General features: G+C 67.1%; 23 protein-coding genes and 1 tRNA gene. 7 read left to right on the forward strand and 17 right to left on the reverse strand.

The window, feature by feature from the left end:
- Positions 1-82: 82 nt before the first annotated feature.
- The 9 genes from rplT to ABFO07_RS11795 form a co-directional block, all read right to left on the reverse strand.
- Entirely contained in the window at positions 83-442 is a 360-nt protein-coding gene (gene rplT / locus ABFO07_RS11755) for a 50S ribosomal protein L20 (protein WP_004192938.1), read from the reverse strand.
- A 30-nt stretch (positions 443-472) separates the two neighbouring features.
- Positions 473-670 carry a 50S ribosomal protein L35 gene (gene rpmI, locus ABFO07_RS11760; protein WP_004191477.1) on the reverse strand — a complete coding sequence of 66 codons (198 nt, stop codon included), beginning with the start codon at positions 668-670 and terminating at the stop codon, positions 473-475.
- Positions 671-861: 191 nt separating this feature from the next.
- Positions 862-1386 carry a translation initiation factor IF-3 gene (gene infC, locus ABFO07_RS11765; protein ID WP_081059888.1) on the reverse strand — a complete coding sequence of 175 codons (525 nt, stop codon included), beginning with the start codon at positions 1384-1386 and terminating at the stop codon, positions 862-864.
- A 49-nt stretch (positions 1387-1435) separates the two neighbouring features.
- On the reverse strand, positions 1436-3343 hold the full coding sequence (gene thrS, locus ABFO07_RS11770) for a threonine--tRNA ligase (protein WP_124519249.1): 1908 nt from the start codon (positions 3341-3343) through the stop codon (positions 1436-1438).
- A 270-nt stretch (positions 3344-3613) separates the two neighbouring features.
- Positions 3614-3690, reverse strand: a tRNA-Val gene (locus tag ABFO07_RS11775).
- Positions 3691-3778: 88 nt separating this feature from the next.
- Positions 3779-6010: a RelA/SpoT family protein gene (locus ABFO07_RS11780; RefSeq protein ID WP_059560077.1), complete on the reverse strand. Its 2232-nt coding sequence runs from the start codon at positions 6008-6010 to the stop codon at positions 3779-3781.
- A gap of 39 nt (positions 6011-6049) precedes the next feature.
- The gene (locus ABFO07_RS11785) at positions 6050-6403 is read right to left on the reverse strand and encodes a RidA family protein (RefSeq protein WP_014897238.1); all 354 of its coding nucleotides are present in this window, start codon (positions 6401-6403) and stop codon (positions 6050-6052) included.
- Positions 6404-6483: 80 nt separating this feature from the next.
- A complete protein-coding gene (locus tag ABFO07_RS11790) occupies positions 6484-7380 on the reverse strand; it encodes an alpha/beta fold hydrolase (protein ID WP_059560073.1) in 897 nt (298 codons plus the stop codon).
- A gap of 198 nt (positions 7381-7578) precedes the next feature.
- Complete coding sequence (locus ABFO07_RS11795) at positions 7579-8463, reverse strand: EamA family transporter (RefSeq protein WP_060159448.1); 885 nt, start codon at positions 8461-8463, stop codon at positions 7579-7581.
- A gap of 92 nt (positions 8464-8555) precedes the next feature.
- Here ABFO07_RS11795 and ABFO07_RS11800 point away from each other — a divergent pair, with 92 nt between their 5' ends.
- Positions 8556-9491 carry a LysR substrate-binding domain-containing protein gene (locus ABFO07_RS11800; RefSeq protein ID WP_059807205.1) on the forward strand — a complete coding sequence of 312 codons (936 nt, stop codon included), beginning with the start codon at positions 8556-8558 and terminating at the stop codon, positions 9489-9491.
- A 90-nt stretch (positions 9492-9581) separates the two neighbouring features.
- Here the strand turns inward: ABFO07_RS11800 and ABFO07_RS11805 are convergent, their stop codons facing one another.
- Positions 9582-10487, reverse strand: a complete 906-nt coding sequence (locus ABFO07_RS11805; RefSeq protein ID WP_060016932.1) for a LysR family transcriptional regulator — start codon at positions 10485-10487, stop codon at positions 9582-9584.
- Between the two features lie 137 nt (positions 10488-10624).
- Here ABFO07_RS11805 and ABFO07_RS11810 point away from each other — a divergent pair, with 137 nt between their 5' ends.
- From ABFO07_RS11810 to ABFO07_RS11820, 3 genes are read left to right on the forward strand one after another with little or no spacing between them, the layout of a single operon-like run.
- Positions 10625-11185, forward strand: coding sequence for an ester cyclase (locus ABFO07_RS11810; protein WP_059886193.1), 561 nt, complete (start codon positions 10625-10627; stop codon positions 11183-11185).
- Between the two features lie 13 nt (positions 11186-11198).
- Positions 11199-12212: a polysaccharide deacetylase family protein gene (locus ABFO07_RS11815; protein ID WP_060016935.1), complete on the forward strand. Its 1014-nt coding sequence runs from the start codon at positions 11199-11201 to the stop codon at positions 12210-12212.
- 30 nt (positions 12213-12242) lie between these two features.
- On the forward strand, positions 12243-12959 hold the full coding sequence (locus ABFO07_RS11820) for an SDR family oxidoreductase (RefSeq protein WP_059962584.1): 717 nt from the start codon (positions 12243-12245) through the stop codon (positions 12957-12959).
- Positions 12960-13038: 79 nt separating this feature from the next.
- Here the strand turns inward: ABFO07_RS11820 and ABFO07_RS11825 are convergent, their stop codons facing one another.
- On the reverse strand, positions 13039-13680 hold the full coding sequence (locus ABFO07_RS11825) for a CoA transferase subunit B (RefSeq protein ID WP_026044781.1): 642 nt from the start codon (positions 13678-13680) through the stop codon (positions 13039-13041).
- 1 nt (position 13681) lies between these two features.
- Positions 13682-14386 carry a CoA transferase subunit A gene (locus ABFO07_RS11830; protein ID WP_060364280.1) on the reverse strand — a complete coding sequence of 235 codons (705 nt, stop codon included), beginning with the start codon at positions 14384-14386 and terminating at the stop codon, positions 13682-13684.
- Between the two features lie 224 nt (positions 14387-14610).
- Here ABFO07_RS11830 and ABFO07_RS11835 point away from each other — a divergent pair, with 224 nt between their 5' ends.
- Complete coding sequence (locus ABFO07_RS11835) at positions 14611-15156, forward strand: PAS and helix-turn-helix domain-containing protein (RefSeq protein WP_059560054.1); 546 nt, start codon at positions 14611-14613, stop codon at positions 15154-15156.
- Positions 15157-15250: 94 nt separating this feature from the next.
- Here the strand turns inward: ABFO07_RS11835 and ABFO07_RS11840 are convergent, their stop codons facing one another.
- Together ABFO07_RS11840 and ABFO07_RS11845 are read right to left on the reverse strand one after the other, a co-directional pair.
- On the reverse strand, positions 15251-15682 hold the full coding sequence (locus ABFO07_RS11840; RefSeq protein WP_059560051.1) for an acyl-CoA thioesterase: 432 nt from the start codon (positions 15680-15682) through the stop codon (positions 15251-15253).
- A 32-nt stretch (positions 15683-15714) separates the two neighbouring features.
- Positions 15715-16491, reverse strand: coding sequence for an SDR family oxidoreductase (locus tag ABFO07_RS11845; RefSeq protein ID WP_059560046.1), 777 nt, complete (start codon positions 16489-16491; stop codon positions 15715-15717).
- A 177-nt stretch (positions 16492-16668) separates the two neighbouring features.
- On the opposite strand from ABFO07_RS11845, the gene ABFO07_RS11850 reads away from it, so the two are divergent.
- Positions 16669-18342 carry an electron transfer flavoprotein-ubiquinone oxidoreductase gene (locus tag ABFO07_RS11850; RefSeq protein WP_060028265.1) on the forward strand — a complete coding sequence of 558 codons (1674 nt, stop codon included), beginning with the start codon at positions 16669-16671 and terminating at the stop codon, positions 18340-18342.
- A gap of 159 nt (positions 18343-18501) precedes the next feature.
- Here the strand turns inward: ABFO07_RS11850 and ABFO07_RS11855 are convergent, their stop codons facing one another.
- From ABFO07_RS11855 to rbsK, 3 genes are read right to left on the reverse strand one after another with little or no spacing between them, the layout of a single operon-like run.
- Positions 18502-19449 carry a dihydrodipicolinate synthase family protein gene (locus ABFO07_RS11855; RefSeq protein ID WP_059885653.1) on the reverse strand — a complete coding sequence of 316 codons (948 nt, stop codon included), beginning with the start codon at positions 19447-19449 and terminating at the stop codon, positions 18502-18504.
- 28 nt (positions 19450-19477) lie between these two features.
- On the reverse strand, positions 19478-20815 hold the full coding sequence (locus ABFO07_RS11860) for an MFS transporter (protein WP_375782242.1): 1338 nt from the start codon (positions 20813-20815) through the stop codon (positions 19478-19480).
- 41 nt (positions 20816-20856) lie between these two features.
- Positions 20857-21789 (reverse strand): ribokinase, encoded by a 933-nt coding sequence (gene rbsK, locus ABFO07_RS11865; RefSeq protein ID WP_059907035.1) that lies wholly within the window; start codon positions 21787-21789, stop codon positions 20857-20859.
- 247 nt (positions 21790-22036) lie between these two features.
- Between rbsK and ABFO07_RS11870 the strand changes: the two genes are divergently transcribed.
- Positions 22037-23116, forward strand: a complete 1080-nt coding sequence (locus ABFO07_RS11870) for a LacI family DNA-binding transcriptional regulator (RefSeq protein ID WP_347467291.1) — start codon at positions 22037-22039, stop codon at positions 23114-23116.
- Positions 23117-23252 lie beyond the last annotated feature (136 nt).

The raw sequence follows: 23252 nt of genomic DNA on the forward strand, positions 1-23252 counted from the left end.
CTCGGAAGAGCCCCGTTTTCGCTGCAGCGGCCGAAACTACCGGAACATCGCTGCAACTAACCACGCAGTGCTAATTTCGCAATTAGGCTGCAACGGCGGCTTTCACCTGCTTGACGATCGCAGCAAAAGCAGCCTTGTCGAACACCGCCATGTCGGCCAGCACCTTACGGTCGAGTTCGATCGACGCCTTCTTCAGGCCGTTGATGAACACGCTGTAGGTCATGTCGTGCTGGCGAACTGCCGCGTTGATACGCGTGATCCACAGTGCGCGGAACACACGCTTCTTGTTGCGGCGATCGCGGTACGCGTACTGGCCAGCGCGCATCACCGCCTGCTTGGCGATGCGGTAGACGTTATTGCGGCGGCCGCGATAACCCTTGGCCAGGTTGATGATCTTCTTGTGACGGGCCCGTGCGGTTACCCCACGTTTGACTCGAGGCATGTTTCTCTCCTGTGAGTATCTGTTGAGGGGTTACGCGAACGGCAGCATCGCGCGGACGGAGTTCAGATCGGAATCATGAACTGCCGTTGCGCCGCGCAGGTGACGCTTGTTCTTCGTGGTTTTCTTGGTCAGGATGTGACGCTTGAAGGCTTGACCGCGCTTGACGGTGCCGCCCGGACGCACCACGAAGCGCTTTGCAGCGCTCTTCTTGGTCTTCATCTTAGGCATGACGAACAACTCCAGTTTATTAGATGGCGATGGGTGTGCGGTTGGCTTGCGCCCTTGACCCGCCCTTCGAAACCCAGTCCACTTGTGTACGGCGCGCCGCTTGCGCAACGCGCCGTCATTGTTGGCGCACCGCCCTGACCGGGCAATGCGCCGAACCACTTCGCAACCCGCGCGAGAAGCGCGCGAGCCCGTTACTTCTTTTTCTTCGGCGAAAGCACCATGATCATCTGGCGCCCTTCCATCTTCGGCATCTGCTCGACCTGGCCCACCTCCTCGAGATCGGTGCGCAGACGCTCGAGCATCCGCATGCCGATTTCCTGGTGAGCCATTTCGCGGCCACGGAAACGCAACGTGATCTTCGTCTTGTCGCCCTCTTCGAGGAAGCGAACGAGGTTACGGAGCTTGACGTTGTAATCCCCGTCATCGGTACCCGGCCGGAACTTGACTTCCTTGACCTGGATGACCTTCTGCTTCAGCTTCGCCTCGTGCTGCTTCTTCGATTCCTGGTACTTGAACTTGCCGTAATCCATCAGACGGCAAACCGGGGGAACCGCCTGAGGCGCAATTTCCACCAGGTCAACATCCAGTTCTTCCGACTTGCGGAAAGCCTCGACGAGTTTCACGATGCCGATGGGCTCACCATCGACCCCGACCAGACGCACTTCCGGCGCAGTGATTTCACCGTTGATGCGATGCGACGACTTATCAGTAGCGATGTTACGTTTCCTCTAAAAATTAAAAAAACGAGCCGCGCTGCCAGGGCGGTTACTTGAACGAGCGCAGGTCTTCCTGCAGACGCTCAACGAAGGCTTCGACCGGCATCACGCCAAGATCGACGCCGCCACGGGCACGCACGGCTACCGTTTGTGCATCACGCTCCTTGTCGCCCACGACGAGCAGATAAGGCACCTTTTCCAGCGTGTGCTCGCGTATTTTATAGCTAATCTTCTCGTTGCGCAAATCCGCCGTCACTCTAACCCCTTGTTTTTGCAACGTTTGGGCCAGAGATTGCGCATATTCGACCTGACTTTCGGCGATATTGAGCACAACAGCCTGCATCGGCGCGAGCCAGACCGGCATTGCACCAGCATGGTGCTCGATCAGAATGCCGAGGAAACGCTCCATCGAACCGACGATCGCACGGTGCAGCATGACCGGCCGGCGGCGGCTGTTGTCTTCCGCGACGTACTCGGCGCCGAGGCGCTCCGGCAGCATCATGTCGAGCTGCAGCGTGCCGCACTGCCACGAGCGGCCGAGCGCGTCCTTGATGTGGTACTCGATCTTCGGGCCGTAGAACGCGCCCTCGCCCGGCAGCTCCTCCCACGTGAGGCCGCATGCCGTCAGCGCTTCGCGCAGCCCCTGCTCCGCACGGTCCCAGGTTTCGTCGGAACCCATGCGCTGCTCGGGACGCAGCGACAGCTTGATGTCGATGTGATCGAAGCCGAAATCCTGGTAGACGCTCATCGCAAGCTTGTTGAATGCGATCGACTCGGCAATGATCTGCTCTTCCGTACAGAAGATGTGCGCATCATCCTGCACGAAGCCGCGCACGCGCATCAGGCCGTGCAGCGCGCCCGACGCCTCGTTGCGATGGCACGAGCCGAATTCCGCGTAGCGCAGTGGCAGGTCGCGGTACGAGCGCAGGCCGTGCTTGAACACCTGGACGTGCCCCGGACAGTTCATCGGCTTGATCGCGTAATCGCGCTTCTCCGACTCCGTCGTGAACATGTTCTCACGGTAGTTCTGCCAGTGGCCGGACGCTTCCCACAGCGAGCGGTCCATGATCATCGGCGTCTTGATTTCGTTATAGCCGGCCTCGTTCACGCGGCGACGCATGTACTGCTCGACCTGCTGCCACAACGCCCAGCCCTTCGGATGCCAGAACACCATGCCCGGCGACTCTTCCTGCATGTGGAACAGGTCGAGCTGCTTGCCGAGCTTGCGGTGGTCGCGCTTTTCCGCTTCCTCTAGCATGTGCAGGTACTGGTCCTGGTCTTCCTTCTTCGTCCAGGCCGTGCCGTAGATGCGCTGCAGTTGCTCGTTCTTCGAGTCGCCGCGCCAGTACGCACCCGCGACCTTCATCAGCTTGAAGACCTTCAGCTTGCCCGTCGACGGCACGTGCGGGCCGCGGCACAGGTCCGTGAAGCCGCCGTGCGAGTACAGCTTGATCTCGTCGCATTGCGGGATCGACTCGATGATCTCGGCCTTGTACTTCTCGCCGATGCTACGGAAGTACCCGGCGGCCTCGTCGCGCGACACGACGCGGCGCGTCACCGGCTCGTCCTTCTTCGCGATCTCCTGCATGCGCTTTTCGATCTTCTCCAGATCTTCCGGCGTAAACGGACGGTGATACGAGAAGTCGTAGTAGAAGCCGTTGTCGATCACCGGCCCGATCGTCACCTGCGCGTCCGGATACAGTTCCTTGACCGCGTACGCAAGCAAGTGCGCCGTCGAATGACGGATGATGTCGAGGCCGTCGGCGTCCTTGTCGGTGATGATCGCGAGCGATGCGTCGCGGTCGATCACGGCGGACGTATCCACGAGCTCGCCGTCGAGCTTGCCGCCAAGCGCAGCCTTCGCGAGCCCGGGACCGATCGAGGCCGCCACTTCGGCGACTGTCACCGGATGCTCGTATTGTCGAACTGAGCCGTCGGGCAGGCGTATCGAAACCATAGCAATCTCCGTGATGCCGACAGTGGGCGGCAGACCAAGTACGCGATGAATGTCATCGCGCGAAAATTTCGCGACAAAAAAAATGCGGCCCCGCTTTCGAGGGGCCGCATTCGATACTTCACTCAGACTGAAAGGGCGAAAACGTTCCTCGACTAGCGTCGCTCCGAAAAGGTTTCGGTCAACGTTCGCGGTGTCATAACCGTATTCGCCTTGTTTGCGTTGAGTTATTTACTGCATCGAATACCCGAAAGACGGGCATTCTCAATTCGTTGGTAGGCTCGATTGGACTCGAACCAACGACCCCCACCATGTCAAGGTGGTGCTCTAACCAGCTGAGCTACGAGCCTAAAGAAGTGAGATTATAGGAAGCCGTTACAACCTTGGCAAGCGCTTTAATGCGTTTGCAGCAAAATTATTTCGACCCCGCCCTCGGCGTCACGCCTTCCGCCCGGCCCGAACCACGCCCTGCACTTCGCCCAGCAACGCGCACGCGCGCTGCACCTGCGCCGAATTCGACACCTCGACCGTGAACTGCATGAATGCCGCATTGCGGCGGCTTTGCGTCTTCACGCCGACGACGTTCATCTTCTCGCGCGCGAACACTTCCGAAATGTCGCGCAGCAGCCCCTGCCGATCGGACGCCTCGATCATGAGGTCGACCGGATACACCGATGCGCCGCGGCCGCCCAGCACGTCGGCCGACCAGGTGGTCTGCAATACGCGCTCGGGTGCGCGTTCCGCCATCCGGCGAAACGTCGGGCAATCGCTGCGATGGATCGACATGCCCTTGCCGCGCGTGACGAACCCGCTTATCCCATCGGGCGGCGCGGGCCGGCAGCAGCGCGCGAGCTGCGTCAGCAACGCATCGACGCCGACCACCAGCACACCGGTCGACGCGCCGTGCGCGACGCTCGCGCCGCTGCTGCGCTTCTCGAAATCGGCCGGCGCCTCGGGCGCCGGCTCCGGCGGCGGCGCGTCGGACAGCGCCTGCTCGACGTTGCGCAGGCTGAACTCTTCCTTGCCGACGACCGAGAACAGATCCTCCGGCGACTTGAAGCCGAGCTTCGCGGCGAGATTATCGAGATTGACCGACGTCTTGCCTTCGCGCTGCAACGTCTTTTCGACGAGCGCACGGCCGTGCGCGATGTTCTCTTCCTGCTCGATCGCGTTGAACCACGCCCGCACCTTCTGCCGCGCGCGCGAACTCTTCAGGTAGTTGAGCTGCGGATTCAGCCAGTCGCGCGACGGCCCGCCCTCCTTCACCGCGACGATTTCGACCGTCTGGCCGTTCGCGAGCGCCGTATTGAGCGGCACCATCGCGCCGTCGACGCGCGCACCGCGGCAACGGTGGCCGAGCTCGCTGTGCAGGTGATACGCGAAATCCAGCGGCGTCGCGCCCTGCGGCAGCGCGATCACGCGCGCCTGCGGCGTCAGCACGTAGATGTGGTCGTCGTCGAGCGTGGTTTCGCGCAGCTGCGCCCATGCCTTGCCGCCCGACGTGCCGCTGTCCTCGACGTCGTCCTTCCACGCGAGCAGCTGGCGCAGCCAGGCGATCTTCTCGTCGTACTTGTCGCTCGCGGAGAACTGGCCGCCATAGCCGCGCGCGCCGGCCTCCTTGTAGCGCCAGTGCGCCGCGACGCCGTATTCCGCGAAGCCGTGCATCTCCTGCGTGCGGATCTGCACTTCGAACGCGCGCCCGTCGTCGCCGATCACGACCGTGTGCAGCGACTTGTAGCCGTTCGGCTTCGGACGCGAGATGTAGTCGTCGAACTCCTTCGGCACCGGCTGCCACAGGTGATGCACGATGCCGAGCACCGTATAGCAATCCTTGATGTCCGGCACGATCACGCGGAACGCGCGCACGTCGTAGAGCTCGGAGAAATCGAGTTCCTTGCCGCGCATCTTGCGCCAGATGCTGTAGATGTGCTTCGGCCGGCCGCTCACTTCCGCCTGGATGTGCGCGGCGGCCAGCTCGCGCTGCAGGCGCTCGATCGCCTCCGCGACGTACGCCTCGCGCTCGATGCGCTTCTCGTCGAGCAGCTTCGCGATCCGCTTGTACGTGACCGGATCCTCGAAGCGGAACGCCAGATCCTCGAGCTCCCACTTCAGTTGCCAGATGCCGAGACGGTTCGCCAGCGGCGCATAGATTTCGAGCGTTTCGCGCGCGACGTCCGGCGGCGGATCGACCTTCGCCGCCGCGTAATAGCGCAGCGACTGCAGCCGCGACGCGAGCCGGATCAGCACCACGCGGATATCCTGCGCAAACGCGAGCAGCATCTTGCGCAGCGCCTCGATCTGCGCGCGGCGCTCGGCCGCCGCATCGCGCCCGGTCTCGGGCACCGCGTTCTGCGCGGCGCGCAGGCTCACCGTGCCGAGCCGCAGCAGCTTGCGCACGTCGGACACGAGGCGCGCGACCTCGTCGCCGAAGCGCCCGGCCAGTTCGCGCTCGGGATCGTTCAGGTGCGGCGTCAGCGCGAACAGCGCCGCCGCCTGCACGGCAGGCGGATCGACGTTCAGCTTGCGCATGATCGCCGCCGTGCCGGCCGCGTGATCGGCGAGCAGCTCGCCGGACGACAGACGCGCGTCGCCCGCGTGCTCGCGCACGAACGCGAGCACGTCGTCGAACGACGGCGCCGCGGCGGGGGAAACGGAAACGGGCTCGGTCATCGCTCGGCCTGACGGAATGCGGTCATCGTTCGGCGCCGCTCAGCTCCGCTGTGCGGCGACGACGACGATCTCGACGAGCAGCGCCGGATCCGCGAGCTTCGCCTCGACGGTGGCGCGCGGCGGCGTGTTGCCCTGCGCGACCCATGCATCCCACTCCGCGTTCATGCCCTCGAAGTTCGCCAGGTCCGAAATGTAGATCTGTACCGACAGCAGATGCGCCTTGTCGCTGTTCGCTTCGGCGAGCAGGCGGTCAATATGGCCCAGCACTTCGCGCGTCTGGCCCTTGATGTCCTGTGTGGTGTCTTCCGCGATCTGGCCGGCCAGATACACGGTACCGTTGTGGATCGCGGTTTCGGAGAGACGCGCCCCGACGTGGTGACGAATGACTGCCATGGAATGTTCCGGTCGTGAATGAGTGAAGAACCGGGCGGCAACGCGGCCCGCGTGCCGCCGAACCGCATATTATGACGCGTTTATGCGCCGGTTTCGACGAAAAACCGGCGCGCGAGCGCAATCTGGTCCGCGCCGATGAACGCCGGCGCGTGGCCGACACCTGGAATCTCGGCCTGCGTCACGTGCCGGCCGCGCCGCATCATCTCGGCCACCGTCTCGCGCGACAGCAGGTCGGACACCTCGCCGCGCACGACGAGCAGCGACGCATCCGTCGTCTCGATCGCATGCCACAGCGCGGCCTCGCCGAGCGCGGCGAGCTCGGGCGTCGTCGCCTTGAACGGCTCGGCGATGCGCGGATCGTAGCGCATCGTCCAGCCGCCCCCGGGCAGCTCGCGCAGCAGCGGCCCGTTGATCTCGCGCCACTCGTCGCCGGTCAATGCGCCGAACGGCAGCGACAGCGACGTCAGATAGTCGATGCCCTCCTGCTCGGTCGCGAAGCGCGGCTGCACGCCGAGGTACTCGCCGATGCGCGTCAGCGAATCGGGCTCGATGCGCGGGCCGACGTCGTTGACGATCATCCGTCGCAGCGGCGAACCGGCCAGCCCCGCGAGCGCCAGGCCGATCAGGCCGCCCATCGACGTGCCGAACCAGTCGACCGACTCGACGTCGAGCCGCGCGATCAGCGTGACCATGTCGGCCACGTATTGCGGAATCGCATAGAGCCGCGGATCCGCGAGCCAGTCGGACTGGCCGCGTCCGACGATGTCGGGGCAAACGACGCGATACGTATCGGACAGCGCGGCGGCCAGCCGGTCGAAATCGCGCCCCGAGCGGGTCAGGCCATGCACGCAGACCAGCACGCGCGGATTGGCGGGATCGCCCCATTCGGTATAGGCGACGTGGTGAAGGCCGCCGGCATGCGCGCACTGCACGCGCCGCTGGCGAAAAGCCGGGGAGTTCACGGAGGGAGTCGGCATCGGAGGCATCCTGTCGAACGGTGCGGCGCGGCGCGTGACATGCGTGGGCCCCGCCCGCGAGGGCGGGGATGCAGCCGATTGTAAGCCCGTTCCGGATCACCGCGCGTCGCGGCGCCCGGCCGCCTGCCGCGCGAGATCTACGCCGATCGCGCGCGCCGTCCCGTGCCAGCGTGCTTGCCATGGCCGGGCGGGCCCCGGCTACTTCTGCACGACCGCGCCGATGCTCGCGCCGACCACGCACAGCGTGCCGGCGATCTGCAGCGCGCCCATCGGCTGCGCCAGCACCACGAAACCGATCGCCGCCGCGATCGCGGGCTCGGCGCTCATCAGGATGCCGAATGCCGACGCGCTCATCCGCCGCAGCGCGATCAGCTCGAGCACGTACGGGAACAGCGGGACCAGCACCGCCAGATACGCGGCATCGACCAGCTGCCCGGCCGGCAGATGGCCGCCGCTTTGCGCGAGTCCGAACGGCGTCGTCACGAGCGCGGCCACGATCAGCGACGTGGAGAGCCCCTGCAATCCGTCGAACAGCGTGCCGACGCGCTTCATCAGCAGGATGTACGCGGCCCAGCCGAGCGCCGAGCCGATCGGAAAGATCAGCGCGGCCGGCGACGCGACCCACATGCCGTCCTGTCGCGCCAGCAGCAGCACGCCCGCGAGCGCAAGCACCGGCCACGCCAGCATCGCCGGCTTGCGCACGCCGAACGTGGCGACCGCCAGCGGCCCGACGAAGTTGATCGCAACCGCGAGCCCGAGCGGCACGCGACGCACCGCCGCGAAAAAGCACAGCGTCATCGCGGCCATCGCGCTGCCGAGTGCGACCGCGGCAATCCAGCGCTGCCGGGAATACGTCCGGAGCGGAGGCCGCACGACGATCGCGAGCGCGAGCGCGGCGAAGCAGAGCCGCAGCCACGTCGTGCTGACCGTGCCGTACTCGATCGTCGCCGGCCGCGACAGCGCGGCGCCGAGCTGCACGCTGCACATCGACGCAACGGCGAGCAGCGGCGCGACCGCACCCGCGAACGACGCGGACGCGCGCTCGGCGCCACCCGGTCTTGCACTACTCGACTCTTCGCTCATTCAGCCGCTCCAGATCCGTGACACAGCGATGCTAACCGCGGTCGCACACCTGGTATAAGCTGCTTATTCTTATGCCTGCATCAGGAAAATTGATGATCCGCGATCTCGACAGCACGCTGCTGCGCACGTTCGTCACGGTGGTCGAAACCGGCAGCGTAAGCGACGCGGCAACGGCGCTGCATCGCACGCAGGCCGCCGTCAGCATGGCGCTGCGCCGGCTCGAGGAAGAAGTCGGCCAGCGCCTGCTCGAACGCTCGCCGCGCGGCGTGAAGCTGACGGCGGCGGGCAGCGTGCTGCTGCCCTACGCGCACAAGCTGCTCGACCTCGGGCTCGTCGCGCGCGCCGCGCTCAACGCGGGCGACATCTCGGGCACGGTTCGGCTCGGCATTCTCGAAGATATCGCCGTGGGCCATCTGCCGCATGCGTTGCGGCAGTTCGCGGCGTCGTTTCCGAACGTTGCGCTCGAGATCGTCGTCGATGCGAGCCCCGCGCTATCGCGGCGACTCGCGACCGACGCGCTCGACTTCGCGATCGGCGACCCCGCGCTGATCCGCGCCGAGCCGCTCGCCACGTGGCGGCATCCGCTTCGCTGGGCCGCCGCGCGCACGCAGCGCACGCTCCCGCACGGCGAGCCGCTGCCGATCGTGGCGTTCGGCGGCACGTGCCCGTGGCAGGAAAGACTGTTCGCGACGCTGCGTGAAGCGGGCCTCGCATGGCGCGTCGTCTGCACGAGCACGAGCCTGTCCGCGATCCAGTCGGCGGTCGAGGCAGGCCTCGGCATCGCGGTGCTGCTCGACTGGAACGTGCGCCGCGACACGATGCGCGTGCTCGATCCGCAAGCCGCCGGGCTCCCCGAGCCGCCCGCCGCGGATTTCGGCCTGTTCAGCCACGCGGACGCGAGCGATCGCACGTCGGCGGCAGCGACCCTGCAGCACTTCCTGTTTCATGCGCTGCAGCTCGGCGCGCCTGACGACGGCGCGCCGGCCACCATCGAGCGCAGCGTCGAATCGTTGCGGGTCGCCGTCTGACGCAAACGGCACGGCGGCGGGCGCGACGGCAGGCATCCCGCGATTCGTTCGTTGCGTGCGCATCGAATTGCGGCGCGCACGCGACGCGCGTCAGTCCCCCCAGCACCACGCGGCCTGCAGCCGCTCCCGCACGAAGTCGATGAACGAGCGGACGCGCAGCGCAAGGTGCCGGCCGCCCGGATACACTGCGTGCAGCGGCGCCGCCGGCGCCGCATACCCCGGCAGGATGCGCACGAGCCGCCCGGCATCGAGGTCGGGGCCGACGTCCCAGATCGACTTCAGCGCGATGCCGGCGCCTTCCAGCGCAAGCATGCGCGCGGCGCCGCCATCGTTCGTCAGCAGCGCCGCGCTCACTTCGATCCCGATCGCGCCGTCGGCGCCGTCGAACCGCCACTCGGCCCGTGCCTGCTCGCCCAGCACGATGCAGCGATGCCCGCGCAGTTCGCCCGGATGCGCGGGCGCGCCATGCCCGGCGACATACGCAGGGGACGCACACAGCACGCGCCGGTTCGGCGCAAGCTCGCGCGCGATCATCGACGAGTCGGCCAGGCTGCCGATCCGCACGGCGACATCGATCTCGTGCGCGAGCAGATCGACGATCGTATCGGTGAGCAACAGTTGCACCGTCACCTGCGGATGCCGCCGCTGGAACTCGGCGACGAGCGGCGCAATCCGCAGGCGGCCGAGCTCGCCCGGCGCGGTCACGCGCAGCACGCCGCTCACGGTGCCGCGGCGGTCCTGCATCAGCGCTTCGGCCTGATCGATTTCGGCGAGGATGCGCAGCACCTGCGCGTGGAACAGCGCGCCTTCGTCGGTCAGCGTCTGCTGCCGTGTCGTGCGGTGCAGCAGGCGCACGCCGAGCTGCGATTCGAGTTGCGCGAGCCGCTTGCTGACAACCGACAGCGACAGGTCCAGCTCCCGCGCCGCCGCCGACAGGCTGCCCGCCGACACGATGCGCGCGAAGGTATCCAGTGAAGGCAGGTCGTCGATCAGCATCGCCGGCTCCTCCTTCCGCATTTCTTTCCAAATTTCGAAGAATGCATTCGCGCTTGGCCCGTATTTACGTTGAAACCGGAAACTTACCATGCGTGTCATGCGTTGATCCAACGCGTCGTCACGAACTGGAGATTCCGATGCCCGCCCTTTTTTGCCCGGTCGGCCGCCTGGCCGCCCGCACGCTGACCGCCGCCGCGCTCGTCGCGGCAGCCTTGTCGCCCATGGCCGCGCAAGCGGCCGACCTCATCGCGCCGCGTGCGCTGACGGTCGCCGCCGGCCTGCCCGCCCCGCAGGCTCGCGCGCAAATCCTGGCCGCGCGCCGCTACGGCACGTTCTGGGACACCGGCGATGCGGCGCTCGCCCGCGACGCGCTCGCGCCCGACTTCACCGACCGCACGCTGCCCGCCGGCCGCGAACAGGGGCTGCCGGGCCCGCTCGCGGCGTCCCGGACGATGCGCGCGGCGGTTCCGGACCTGCATTGCGACATCGAGCAGATGATCGTCGCCGGCGATCGCGTCGTCGTTCACCTGCACTTTCGCGGGCATTTCACCGGAACGTTCAAAGGCACGGCCGGCCAGGGGCAAGCCGTCGATTTCATCGCGACCGACATCTACCGGATCTCGGACGGCCGTATCGCCGAGAACTGGCACATCGAGGACAACCTGACGCTGATGCGCCAGCTTGGTCTCGTCGGCTGAGGAGCACACCGCGATGACGAAACCCGCTCTCCCCGCCCGCCAGGCGCGCCGCACGTTCCTCGCGCAGACCGGCGCCGGCATGGGCCTGGCCGCCGGCCTCGCGCTCGGCGCCGCCACGACACCGGCCGACGCCGCGACCGCCGGCGCGGCCGCCTCCGCCGCATCCGGCGCGGGCGTGTTCTGGCCCGACGGCATTCGCCTCGTGATTTCGATTTCGATGCAGTTCGAGGCCGGCGGCCAGCCGCCCAAAGGCGCGGACAGCCCGTTTCCGGCGGTCGCGTTTCCGCCGTCCGTGCCCGCCGATCTCGCGTCCGGCACCTGGTTCGCGTACGGATACCGCGAAGGCATCCCGCGCCTGCTCGACCTGTGGGACCGCCACGGCGTGAAGGTCACGTCGCACATGATCGGCGAAGCCGTGCGCCATCGCCCCGAGCTGGCGCGCGAGATCGTCGCGCGCGGCCACGAGGCATCGGCGCACGGGCCGAGCTGGCGCTCGCAGTTCGCGATGAGCCGCGACGACGAGCGGCGCTTCCTGCTCGACGCGCGCGACATGGTGGAAGCCGCGACCGGCCAGCGGCCGCTCGGCTACAACTGCAACTGGCTGCGGCGCGGCCCCAACACGCTGTCGCTGCTGCAGGAACTCGGCTACGTCTATCACATCGACGACGTCAGCCGCGACGAGCCGTTCATCGAGGCCGTCAACGGGCGCGACTTCGTGGTCGTGCCGTACACGCTGCGCAACAACGACATCCTGCTGATCGAGGGCCGCAACTATTCGCCGTCGATGTTCGTCGAGCAGATCAAGCTCGACTTCGACCAGCTGTACGCGGAAGCCGGGCAGCGGCGCCGGCTGATGTCGATCAGCGCGCACGACCGGATCAGCGGCACGCCGCAGATGGTGCGCGCATGGGACACGTTCCTGCAGTATGCGCGCTCGCATCCGGGCGTCGCGTTCATGCGCAAGGACGACATCGCCCGCTACGCGCTCGGCAATCCGTCGACGCTGCGCGAAACCGAAACGATCTGACCTCCCTTTCACCGTCTCCAACCGATCATCATGAATGACTCACTCAATGGCACGAAAGTGCTCGTCGTCGGCGGCAGTTCCGGTATCGGCGCCGCAGCCGCGCAGGCATTCGCGCAGCATGGCGCGAACGTGACGATCGCGTCGCGCGACCCGCGCAAGGCGGCCGCCGTCGCGGCGGAATCCGGCCACCCGGTGCGCTGCGAGACGCTCGACATCACCGACACGGCGGCCGTCGATGCGTTCTGCGCGCGCGCCGGCCGGTTCGACCATGTCGTGATCTCCGCCGCGCAGACGGCGTCCGGCCCCGTCAGGGCGCTCCCGCTCGACGCTGCGCGGGCCGCGATGGACAGCAAGTTCTGGGGCGCGTACCGGATCGCGCGTGCGATCGACATCGCGCCGGGCGGATCGCTGACGTTCGTCTCGGGCTTCCTCAGCGTGAGGCCGAGCGCGTCGTCCGTGCTGCAGGGCGCGATCAACGCGGCGCTCGAGGCGCTCGCGCGCGGCCTCGCGCTCGAACTGGCGCCGGTGCGCGTGAACACCGTGTCGCCGGGGCTGGTCGCCACGCCGCAATGGAACCGGCTTGCGCCCGACGCGCGCGACGCGCTGTTCGCCGGCGCCGCGCAGCGCCTGCCCGCGCGACGCGTCGGGCAGCCGGAAGACATCGCGAACGCGATCGTCTACCTGGCGTCGACGCCCTACGCCACCGGCTCGACCGTGCTGGTCGACGGCGGCGGCGCGATCGCGTGACCCGCGCCAGAATGACGAACGCCCCGCATTCCATCCGGAATGCGGGGCGCCGCAGGCTGCGCCAAATCGCGCGAGACGCTCAGGCGACCGCGCTCACGTCGAGCGGTGCGCCCGTCTTTGCCTGAATTTCGTCGACGCTCACGCCGTCGGCGAGTTCAAGCACCTTCAGGCCGGCAGGCGTCACTTCGATCACGCCGAGATCGGTGATGATCAGGTCGACCACGCCGACGCCCGTCAGCGGCAGGTTGCATTCGTCGAGGATCTTGTGCTGGTCGCCCTTCGCGACGTGCTCCATCAGCACGACGACGCGCTTCACGCCGGCGACGAGATCCATCGCGCCGCCCATGCCCTTGATCATCTTGCCGGGGATCATCCAGTTCGCGAGGTCGCCGTTCTTGCTGACCTGCATCGCACCGAGGATCGCGAGGTTGATGTGGCCGCCGCGGATCATCGCGAACGAATCGGCGGACGAGAAGATCGACGAACCCGGCAGCGTCGTGACGGTCTGCTTGCCGGCGTTGATCAGGTCGGCGTCGACCTCGTCCTCGGTCGGCGACGGGCCGATGCCGAGCAGGCCGTTCTCGGACTGCAGCCACACCTCGACGCCTTCCGGCACGTGGTTCGCGACGAGCGTCGGCAGGCCGATGCCGAGGTTCACGTAGAAGCCGTCCTGCAGTTCCTTCGCCGCGCGCGCGGCCATCTGGTCACGATTCCAAGCCATGTCAGTCTCCTTTCGCGCGCACGACGCGTTGTTCGATGCGTTTCTCGGGCGTCGTATTCAGCACGAGCCGCTGCACGAAAATCCCCGGCGTGTGGATCTGGTCCGGATCGAGCTCGCCGTTCTCGACGATCTCCTCGACCTCGGCGACCGTGATCTTGCCGGCCATCGCGCACATCGGGTTGAAGTTGCGCGCGGTGCGGCGAAAGATCAGGTTGCCCGACTTGTCGGCCTTCCATGCCTTCACGAGTGCGACGTCGGCCGTCAGCGACGGCTCGAGCACGTAGTGGCGATCGCCGAACTGGCGCGTTTCCTTGCCTTCCGCGATCACGGTGCCGTAGCCGGTGTTGGTGAAGAATGCCGGGATGCCCGCGCCGCCCGCGCGCAGCTTCTCCGCGAGCGTGCCCTGCGGCGTGAACTCGAGCTCGAGTTCGCCGGCCAGGTACTGGCGCTCGAATTCCTTGTTCTCGCCGACGTACGACGAGATCATCTTCTTGATCTGGCGCGTTTCCAGCAGCAGACCGAGGCCGAAGCCGTCGACGCCCGCGTTGTTGCTGATGCAGGTGATGCCCTTGACGCCCGAATCGCGCAACGCGGCGATCAGCGCCTCGGGAATGCCGCACAGGCCGAAGCCGCCCACCGCGAAGGTCTGCCCGTCCTGGACGATCCCTTCCAGCGCGGCCGCCGCGCTTGGATAGACTTTGTTCATCAGTGTGTCCCTTCCTCTATGGAAACCAGCGAAACTGGGTTCGCGCGCCGGTGTGGCCCGCAAGTCCGCCGCACCATTCTATGCATGCCGGCCGCAACCTGCCGTGACGCGCTTCTTTTTATGCCGCGGCAAGCGCCGCGAGATGCCTGAAAGGGTACGATGCAGCGCGGTTGCGGCACAATACGCAAAAATACATAAGCATTTGCCAGCGTCCGTCCGTGCCCATGCCTGCTCTCGACTACCAGACTGCCTTCCATCTCGCGCCGATCGGCCTCGTCATGTCGCGCGACCGCGTGATCGAGGATTGCAACGACGCGGTCGCGGCGATCTTCCGCTGCGCGCGCGCCGACCTGATCGGCCAGTCGTACGAGGTGCTGTACCCGTCGCCGGACGAATTCCAGCGGATCGGCGAGCGCATTTCGCGCGGGATGGCCGCGAACGGCACCTACGCGGACGACCGGATCATGAAGCGCGCAGACGGCGAGCTGTTCTGGTGCCACGTCACGGGCCGCGCGCTCGACCGCGCCGCGCCGCTCGCAGCCGGCGTGTGGACCTTCGAGGACCTGAGCGCGACGCGCCGGGTCGCCGTCGAACTGACGCCGCGCGAGCGCGAGATCGCCGCGCAGCTCGCGACCGGCAAGACCAGCAAGCAGATCGGCCGCGTGCTCGACATCAGCTCGCGCACGGTCGACATCTATCGCGCACGACTGATGCGCAAGTACGGGACGGGAAACACGGCCGAACTGCTGCAGCGCCTGCTCGGCCATTGAGCGGTGCTGAAAGCACATCGGCCGCTGGGAGCGGCCGATGCAAACAAGCGAAAATGGCGGCGGCACCGGTATTCCGGCAGCCGGCGACGCACCGTCAGCCGATCTTCTCGGTGAGCGCGCGTTCGATCGTGTCGCGCAGCACTTGCGGCAGCGGCGTCGACTTGCCGAGCGCGTAGTCGACCCACACGCAGCGCGCATGGCCGCGCGCATAGACGTGATCGGGATCGTCCGCGCGGGTCAGCTCGAAGCCCGTGTCGAAGCTGCTGCGCCCCGGCTTCGCGGCCGTCATCTTCGCGATCACGTCGCCCGGATAGTGCAGCTGCTTGAGAAATTCCATCGACGCGGTCACGATGACCGGCCCCTGCCCCTCGCCATTGCCGCCCGCGATGCCGAGCGTCTCGAACCAGGAAATCCGCGCCTGCTCCATGTAACGGAAATAGACCGTGTTGTTCACATGTCCGAACGCGTCCATGTCGCCCCAGCGGATCGGCATCGACATCTCAAAAACGGGGGTGTAGTCACTCATTGCAGCCTTCTTTGTTGCCCAGGGTCATCCGGTCAGGCGAGGCCGAAGCCGTCGTCCGCGGAGATAATCGAGCCGTTGATGAACTGCGACTCGTCGGCCGCGAGCAGCAACAACAGCCCGTCGAGATCCTGCGGCTTGCCGACGCGCCGGCGCGGCAGCATCGACTGCAGCTTCTGCCCTTGCTCGGTTTCCCACAGGTAATGATTGATTTCCGTATCGATATAGCCCGGACAGATCGCATTCACGTTGATGCCGTGGCGGCCCCATTCGAGCGCCATCGCGCGCGTCATGTGCACGACCGCGGCCTTGCTCATCGCGTACAGCCCGGTTTGCGGGAACACGCGCAGGCCGGCCACCGACGCGATGTTGATGATCCGGTACGGCGGCTTGCCGTTGCCGTTGGCGCGCATCATCATCCGCTTCGCGACTTCCTGTGCGACGAAAAACGCGCCGCGCGTGTTGGTATCGAACACGAACTCGAAATCGGACGGCGTCACGTCGACGAGCTTCTGCATCGTCGAGACGCCCGAGTTGTTCACGAGGATGTCGATGGTGCCGGCTTCCGTTTCGGCATGCGCGACAGCCGCCTTGATGCTCTGCACGTCCGTGACGTCGAGCGACACCACGTGCGCCGCGCCGCCCGTCGCCTCGATCTCCGCGCGCAATTCCTTGAGCCGCTCGACGCGCCGGCTCGCCAGCACGACCTTCGCGCCCGCCTGCGACAGCACCTGCGCAAAGCGCTGGCCGAGCCCGCTCGAAGCGCCCGTCACCAGCGCGACCTTGCCTTCCAGATTGATCGACCGACCCATTGCGCATCCCCTTTCGAAGTCGTTTCACTGCCGCCGGCGGCACGCCTCATGCGGCATTACCCTAGCATGAAAATAGAACGATCGTGCTAATCTAGCCGCATTCAGTTGCGGCAAGCGTTTCGTTTCGCAGACAATACGCTCCCGAATAAAAGCATTCTAACGGTTAGAGGAACGCCAATGACCCCCGCAAGCCTCATCGAGCAATACGGCCCGCGCGAATCGATGGAATACGACGTCGTGATCGTCGGCGGCGGCCCGGCCGGGCTGTCGGCCGCGATCCGGCTCAAGCAGCTGGCTGCCGAGAAAGGCACCGAGATCGGCGTGTGCGTGCTCGAAAAGGGCTCGGAAATCGGCGCGCACATCCTGTCGGGCGCGGTGATGGACCCGCGCGCGATCACCGAGCTGTTCCCCGACTGGAAGGAACGCGGCGCGCCGCTCGATGTCGAGGTGACGGAAGACCGCTTCCTGTTCCTGTCCGAGAAAGGCGCGGTCACCACGCCGAACTGGGCGCTGCCGGACAACTTCAAGAACCACGGCAACTACGTGATTTCGCTCGGCAACGTCACGCGCTGGCTCGGCGCGCAGGCCGAGGCGCTCGGCGTCGAGATCTTCCCGGGCTTCCCGGCCGCCGAGATCCTGTACAACGACGACGGCTCGGTGAAGGGTGTCGCGACCGGCAACATGGGTGTGGGCAAGGACGGCGAGCCGACCGAGAACTTCCAGCTCGGCATGGAGCTGCACGCGAAGTACACGCTGTTCGCCGAAGGCTGCCGCGGCCACCTCGGCCGCCAGCTGATCTCGAAGTTCAAGCTCGACGCGAACGCCGATCCGCAGGCGTACGGGATCGGCATCAAGGAGCTGTGGGAAATCGATCCGGCCAAGCACAAGCCGGGCCTCGTGATCCACACGGCCGGCTGGCCGCTGAAGTCGGACACCTACGGCGGCTCGTTCCTGTATCACATGGACAACAACCAGGTGGTGGTCGGCTTCGTGGTGGGCCTCGGCTACACGAACCCGTATCTGTCGCCGTTCGAGGAATTCCAGCGCTACAAGACGCACCCGTCGATCCGCGCATTCCTCGAAGGCGGCAAGCGCGTGTCGTACGGCGCGCGCGCGATCACCGCGGGCGGGCTGCTGTCGCTGCCGAAGACGGTGTTCCCGGGCGGCGCGCTGATCGGCGACGACGCAGGCTTCCTGAATGCGTCGCGCATCAAGGGCAGCCACGCGGCGATCAAGACCGGCATGCTGGCGGCCGACGCGGCCTTCGACGCGGTGCAGGCGGGCCGCCAGGGCGACGAGCTCAACGCGTATCCGGATGCGTTCAAGCAGTCGTGGCTGTACAACGAGCTGTACCGCGCACGCAACTTCAAGCAGTGGATGGCGAAGGGGCTGTACCTCGGCACGCTGATGGTCGGCCTCGAGCAGAAGGTGATGGGCGGCAACGTGCCGTGGACGCTGCATCACAAGCACGCGGACCACGAGATGCTGAAGCCGGCGTCGCAGTGCGAGCCGATCGAGTATCCGAAGCCGGACGGCAAGCTGACGTTCGACCGGCTGTCGTCGGTGTTCATCTCGAACACGAACCACGAGGAGAACCAGCCGGCGCACCTGACGCTGAAGGATGCGAACGTGCCGGTGAACGTGAACCTGCGTACGTACGCGGGGCCGGAGGGGCGGTTCTGCCCGGCGGCGGTGTACGAGTTCGTGAAGAACGACGACGGCAGCGATCGCCTCGTGATCAACGCGCAGAACTGCGTGCACTGCAAGACCTGCGACATCAAGGACCCGACGCAGAACATCGTGTGGGTCACGCCGGAAGGCGGCGGCGGGCCGAATTACCCGAACATGTAACGCCATCGAAAACGCCGCTCATCGAGCGGCGTTTTTCTTGATCGTCGAAACTGGACGGGGCGCTGCCCGACGCAGCGCGCCGTTTCATTTCATGCGCGTCGCTCGCGATTCCATCCCGCGGCGACCGCATTGCGCACGCGCGGCAAGACGCCGCCCGCGCTATCGCGCCGCGATCCGCCGACGGAAATGCTCGGTGCCGGCCACGATCTTGTCGAGCACCGCGTCGAGCGCCCAGAACCGTTCACGGATATCGTAGTCGATCGCACGGCAACGAATCGACCGGAACGTGCCGATCCGCTGGTGATAGAGCTTCGCCAGCGCCGGATAGCCGAGCGCCTCCGACACCGCCGCGACGACCAGGAACGTCGACAGCTCGTCGGCCAGCACCGGATCCGACTCGCCGTGCATGCGCAGCCACCGGTAGAGATCGGGATGGAAGTTGGTGAACACGCCGTTGAATCCGGCCGAGCCGGCCTTCATCGCATCCCATGCGATCGCGGCGTTCGCATTCAGGATCTTCAGCGGCGATCCCGCCGCGAGCGCGACACGCCGCTTCACCGTCTCCAGATCGCAGCTCACGTCCTTGAGCATCACGAAGCGGCCGGTGTCGATGCATGCGCGCAACTCGTCGTCGGACAGCAGCCGGCGATAGGGCACCGGGCACTCGTAGAGCCCGAGCGGCACGTCCGGCGGCAGCTGTGCGAGCAGCGCGCGCAGGTTGCCGAGCAGCGCCGCACTGCCCTTGCGCTCCGGATCGAGCCGGTTGGTCACGAGCACGACACCTTGTGCGCCCGACTCGGCCGCCGCACGCAGTTCCGCGACCTGCGCGTCGAGACTGTCGCTGACATGTCCCGACGCGACCACGGGCACGCGCCCGCCAACCTGCTCGACGACGAAGCGCGCGAGCGCCGCGCGTTCGGCAAGACTCAGGAACTGCATCTCGCTCGATTGGCAGACCGCGAACAGCGCGTCGGTGCCATGGGCGAGATACCACTCGATCAGCTGCTCGAGCCCCGCATAGTCGATTGCGCCGGCGTCGTCGAACGGCGTCAGCATCACGGGCACGATCCCCTCGATCGCCACCGCGGATGGCTGCTGTGCTTGCATCGGTTTCTCCTTCAGAAGTGATAGGCGCTCACGCGGGCAACGGCGGCCCGGACACGGCACCCTCGGATTGCTCGGGAATCGGCTTGCGCACCAGCAGCAGATAAGCCATCGCACCGGCGAACGCGATCGCCGCCGCGGTCAGCAGCGCCGGCACGAACGACCACCGCTGCGCGATGAAGCCGGTCAGGATCGGGGCCAGCGCACCGCCGATGAATCCGCCGAAGTTCTGGATCGCGCCCAGCGACGCGACCCGGCTCGGCGGCGCGGCGGCCGTCGCGAGCGCCCATGAGCAGGCCGACGCCGCGTTCGCGAGAAAAATCACGACCGAGATGCACGCAAGCGCGACCGTATTGCTCTCGGCCAGCGCGGCCGGAATCGTGAACGCGACCATCCCGAGCATCGCGACCACCACCGCGTTGCGCCGGCTCGCGACCGGCGAGCGGCTGCGGCGCGTGATCAGATCCGAGAACCAGCCGGCGACCAGCGAGCCCACGAATCCGCACAGGAACGGCACCGACGCCGCAAACCCGGTGCGGATCAGGCTCATGTGCCGCTCCATCGTCAAGTATCCGGGCAGCCAGGTCAGATAGACCCAGTTCAGGTACACGGAGCCGAAGAAACCGATCAGCATCCCCCAGGTCGTCCCGTGCGAGAACAGGCTGCGCCAGTCGCCGAAGGTCAGCTTCGGCGTGGCGATCGCGCTCTCCGCGCCGGCGTCCAGATAGCCGCGCTCGGCCGCCGACAATTGCGCACGCGCCGGATCGCGGTACAACGCAAACCACGCCACGGCGACGACGAGCCCCAGCGCGCCCGTCGCAATGAACGCCCAGCGCCAGTTGAAGGACACGACGAGGATCGACAGCAGCAACGGCGCAAGTGCGGTGCCGAGCGGCGACGCCGCGTTGAAGATCCCGGTCGGCGTGCCGCGCGCGCGCAGCGGAAACCAGTTGCTCACGACCCGCGCGGCGGACGGGAACTGCGGCGCCTCGCCGATGCCGAGCACGATGCGCGCGACGATGAACCAGCCGAACGTCGACACGATGCCGCCTGCTGCCTGCGCGAGCGACCAGACGATCAGCCCGATGCCGAGCAGCCGGCGCGGCCCGATGCGATCGACGAGGCCGCCGATCGGCAGCTGGCACAGCGCGTAGCTCCACGAGAACGCCGACAGCAGCAGCCCCATCTGCCCGAGCGACAGCCCGAGCTCGCCCCGGATCGCCGCATTCGCGACGGCCAGCGTGCCGCGATCGAGATAGTTGACGATCCCGCTCACCATCAGCAGCGCAAGCGCGATGCGCTGCCCGCGCCGGATGCGCGGCGGCACGCTCGGAAGGGATTGAGCTTCGTTCATGACGGTTGTCTCCATATCGTATGTGTCGGCCGGTTTCGGCCGTTCTGGTCGCGTGTCTAGGCGGCCACGCGCGCGCCGGTAACCTCGTCGCGCGTCGGGATCGACGTCTGCGCGCCGTGACGCGTCACGCTGATCGCGGCCGCGCGCTGGCCGAAGTCGATCGCGTCGTCCATCGATGCGCCGCCGGCACGGGCCGCCGCGAACCCGCCGACGAATGTGTCGCCGGCGGCGGTCGTGTCGACCGCGATCACCGCTTGCGCGCGCCGGTGCCCGCTGCCCGCGTCGCCGCGCCAGCAGACGCCGCGTGCGCCGAGGGTCACTAGCACGTTGCGCACGCCCTTCGCGCGCAACCCATCGGCTGCGCGGGCCGCAGACACGTCGTCGCCGACGGCGATCCCGGTCAGCGACTCCGCCTCGCTTTCGTTGACGACGAGGTAGTCGACCTGCGCGAGCAGCGCGTCGGGCAATGGCTGCGCCGGCGCGGGATTGAGCAGCACCGGCGTGCGCCGGGCGGCCGCATACGCGATCGCATGCATTACCGTCGCCAGCGGCACTTCGAGCTGGCAGACCAGCAGCGCGGCCTGCGCGATCACGTCGCCCGCCGCGTCGACGCGCGCGGTGTCGACGCAGGCATTCGCGCCCGGCACGACGACGATGCTGTTCGCGCCGCCCTCGCCGACCGTGATCGCGGCGACACCCGTCGCGACGCCGGCAACGCGGTGCAGGTGCGTCACGTCGATCCGCTCGGCCGCGAGCGCGTCGTGCAGACGCGCGCCGAACGCGTCGTCGCCGACGCAGCCGATCATCGCGACCGACGCACCGAGGCGCGCGGCGGCGACCGCCTGGTTCGCCCCCTTGCCGCCGTGAACGGTCTGGAATGCGCTGCCGAGCAGCGTTTCGCCCGGCAACGGCAGGCGCGGCGCGCGCACCACGAGGTCGATGTTCGCGCTGCCCACGACGGTCACGCGCGGAGGTTTCATGTCGCTCATCTGCAAATGTAACCGCTTACATTAAGATTGGACAAAACGGCCGGTGTATCCGGCAGCGACGAAAAATGACCGAAACAAACTGACTGCACGTCTGACATAATGCGGGCTATCATGCTGATAGCGCTTACATTCTCACAGGCCAAGTCGGCGATGCAAGCGCGAGTCACGTAATTCGAGGGTAAACGATGACGCTTTCGACAGCCTGCCGTATCCGCCCTGCCCCGCCCCCTGCGACGGGAGCCGCCCGATGAGCGCCGCCCCGCCCCGCGGCGGCGCGTCGCGCGCCCGCCGCGGCACCGGCCGCTCGGTGCTCGGCGACGTCGCGAAGCTCGCCGGCGTGTCGACCGCGACCGTCTCGCGCGTCTACAACGATCCCGGCAAGGTGTCGGCCGACGTGCAGCAGCGCGTGCGCGACGCGGCGCGCGCGCTGAACTGGATTCCGAACGCCGCCGGCCGCGCGCTCGCGTCGACCCGCACGCACATCACCGGTGCGATCATCCCGACGCTCGACGACCAGGTGTTCGCGTCGCAGGTCGCCGGCATGCAGGCGGTGATGGCCGAGCACGGCATCACGCTGTTCCTCGGCTGCTCGAACTACGATCCCGCCCAGGCGCTGACGCAGGTGCGCGCGATGCTCGCGCGCGGCGTGGAAGCCGTATCGCTGGTCGGCGAGGCCTATCCGCCGGAATTGTTCGAGCTGCTCGCGCTGCACCGCGTGCCGTACGTCGTCACCTACGCATATCGCGACGACAGCCCGCACTGCTGTGTCGGGTTCGACAACCGCGCGGCGTTCGCGCGGCTCACCGACCATCTGCTCGCCCTCGGGCATCGCGATTTCGCGATCATCATGCAGCCGTCGGCCGATAACGACCGTGTGCAGGCGCGCCTGCGCGGCATTCACGACACGCTCGCCGCGCACGGGCTCGCGGTCCGCCCCGCGCATCAGCACGAGGGGCAAGCCACGATCGCGTTCGGCCGCGCGAGCCTGCGCGCGATCGCCGACGGCGCGACGACCCGGCCCTCCGCGGTCATCTGCGGCAACGACGCGCTCGCGCTCGGCGCGCTGCTCGAGGCGCAGGCACTCGGCATCGACGTACCGTCGCAATTGTCGATCACCGGGTTCGACGATATCGCGCTCGCCCGCGAGATCCGGCCGTCGCTGACGACGATGTGGGTCGATACCGACGCGATCGGCCGCAAGGCCGCGCACGCACTGCTCGACGCGCTCGACAGCGGTGCGACCGGGCCCGGTTGCGCGGTGTTGCCCGAGCTGCGGTCACGGGAATCGGTGGCGCCGCCGGCATCGGCCGACACGCCGCGCGCCTGACCTCGGGGAGCGGACCGGCGGGGATTGTCGCGCCACCATACGAACCGGCACACCCGCGACGCGTGTCGTGACGAGCGCCCGCCCAATGAAAAACGGGGCGCTGCTCGCTGCAGCGCCCCGCTTCGTTCGGACTCTC

The sequence above is a fragment of the Burkholderia stagnalis genome (genome assembly GCF_039848545.1).
Classification (GTDB): Bacteria; Pseudomonadota; Gammaproteobacteria; order Burkholderiales; family Burkholderiaceae; genus Burkholderia; species Burkholderia stagnalis.

Excerpts from the sequence above, each read along its gene's own strand:
- ABFO07_RS11805 (WP_060016932.1), bottom strand. The coding sequence starts at position 10,487 with ATGCTGATCGACGACCTGCCTTCACTGGATACCTTCGCGCGCATCGTG.
- ABFO07_RS11785 (WP_014897238.1), bottom strand. The coding sequence starts at position 6,403 with ATGGCAGTCATTCGTCACCACGTCGGGGCGCGTCTCTCCGAAACCGCG.
- ABFO07_RS11830 (WP_060364280.1), bottom strand. The coding sequence starts at position 14,386 with ATGAACAAAGTCTATCCAAGCGCGGCGGCCGCGCTGGAAGGGATCGTC.
- ABFO07_RS11800 (WP_059807205.1), top strand. The coding sequence starts at position 8,556 with ATGATCCGCGATCTCGACAGCACGCTGCTGCGCACGTTCGTCACGGTG.
- ABFO07_RS11815 (WP_060016935.1), top strand. The coding sequence starts at position 11,199 with ATGACGAAACCCGCTCTCCCCGCCCGCCAGGCGCGCCGCACGTTCCTC.
- ABFO07_RS11835 (WP_059560054.1), top strand. The coding sequence starts at position 14,611 with ATGCCTGCTCTCGACTACCAGACTGCCTTCCATCTCGCGCCGATCGGC.
- ABFO07_RS11870 (WP_347467291.1), top strand. The coding sequence starts at position 22,037 with ATGAGCGCCGCCCCGCCCCGCGGCGGCGCGTCGCGCGCCCGCCGCGGC.
- thrS (WP_124519249.1), bottom strand. The coding sequence starts at position 3,343 with ATGGTTTCGATACGCCTGCCCGACGGCTCAGTTCGACAATACGAGCAT.
- ABFO07_RS11845 (WP_059560046.1), bottom strand. The coding sequence starts at position 16,491 with ATGGGTCGGTCGATCAATCTGGAAGGCAAGGTCGCGCTGGTGACGGGC.
- rplT (WP_004192938.1), bottom strand. The coding sequence starts at position 442 with ATGCCTCGAGTCAAACGTGGGGTAACCGCACGGGCCCGTCACAAGAAG.
- ABFO07_RS11780 (WP_059560077.1), bottom strand. The coding sequence starts at position 6,010 with ATGACCGAGCCCGTTTCCGTTTCCCCCGCCGCGGCGCCGTCGTTCGAC.
- ABFO07_RS11860 (WP_375782242.1), bottom strand. The coding sequence starts at position 20,815 with ATGGAGACAACCGTCATGAACGAAGCTCAATCCCTTCCGAGCGTGCCG.
- ABFO07_RS11840 (WP_059560051.1), bottom strand. The coding sequence starts at position 15,682 with ATGAGTGACTACACCCCCGTTTTTGAGATGTCGATGCCGATCCGCTGG.
- rpmI (WP_004191477.1), bottom strand. The coding sequence starts at position 670 with ATGCCTAAGATGAAGACCAAGAAGAGCGCTGCAAAGCGCTTCGTGGTG.
- rbsK (WP_059907035.1), bottom strand. The coding sequence starts at position 21,789 with ATGAGCGACATGAAACCTCCGCGCGTGACCGTCGTGGGCAGCGCGAAC.
- ABFO07_RS11850 (WP_060028265.1), top strand. The coding sequence starts at position 16,669 with ATGACCCCCGCAAGCCTCATCGAGCAATACGGCCCGCGCGAATCGATG.
- ABFO07_RS11855 (WP_059885653.1), bottom strand. The coding sequence starts at position 19,449 with ATGCAAGCACAGCAGCCATCCGCGGTGGCGATCGAGGGGATCGTGCCC.
- ABFO07_RS11825 (WP_026044781.1), bottom strand. The coding sequence starts at position 13,680 with ATGGCTTGGAATCGTGACCAGATGGCCGCGCGCGCGGCGAAGGAACTG.
- ABFO07_RS11820 (WP_059962584.1), top strand. The coding sequence starts at position 12,243 with ATGAATGACTCACTCAATGGCACGAAAGTGCTCGTCGTCGGCGGCAGT.
- ABFO07_RS11795 (WP_060159448.1), bottom strand. The coding sequence starts at position 8,463 with ATGAGCGAAGAGTCGAGTAGTGCAAGACCGGGTGGCGCCGAGCGCGCG.
- ABFO07_RS11790 (WP_059560073.1), bottom strand. The coding sequence starts at position 7,380 with ATGCCGACTCCCTCCGTGAACTCCCCGGCTTTTCGCCAGCGGCGCGTG.
- ABFO07_RS11810 (WP_059886193.1), top strand. The coding sequence starts at position 10,625 with ATGCCCGCCCTTTTTTGCCCGGTCGGCCGCCTGGCCGCCCGCACGCTG.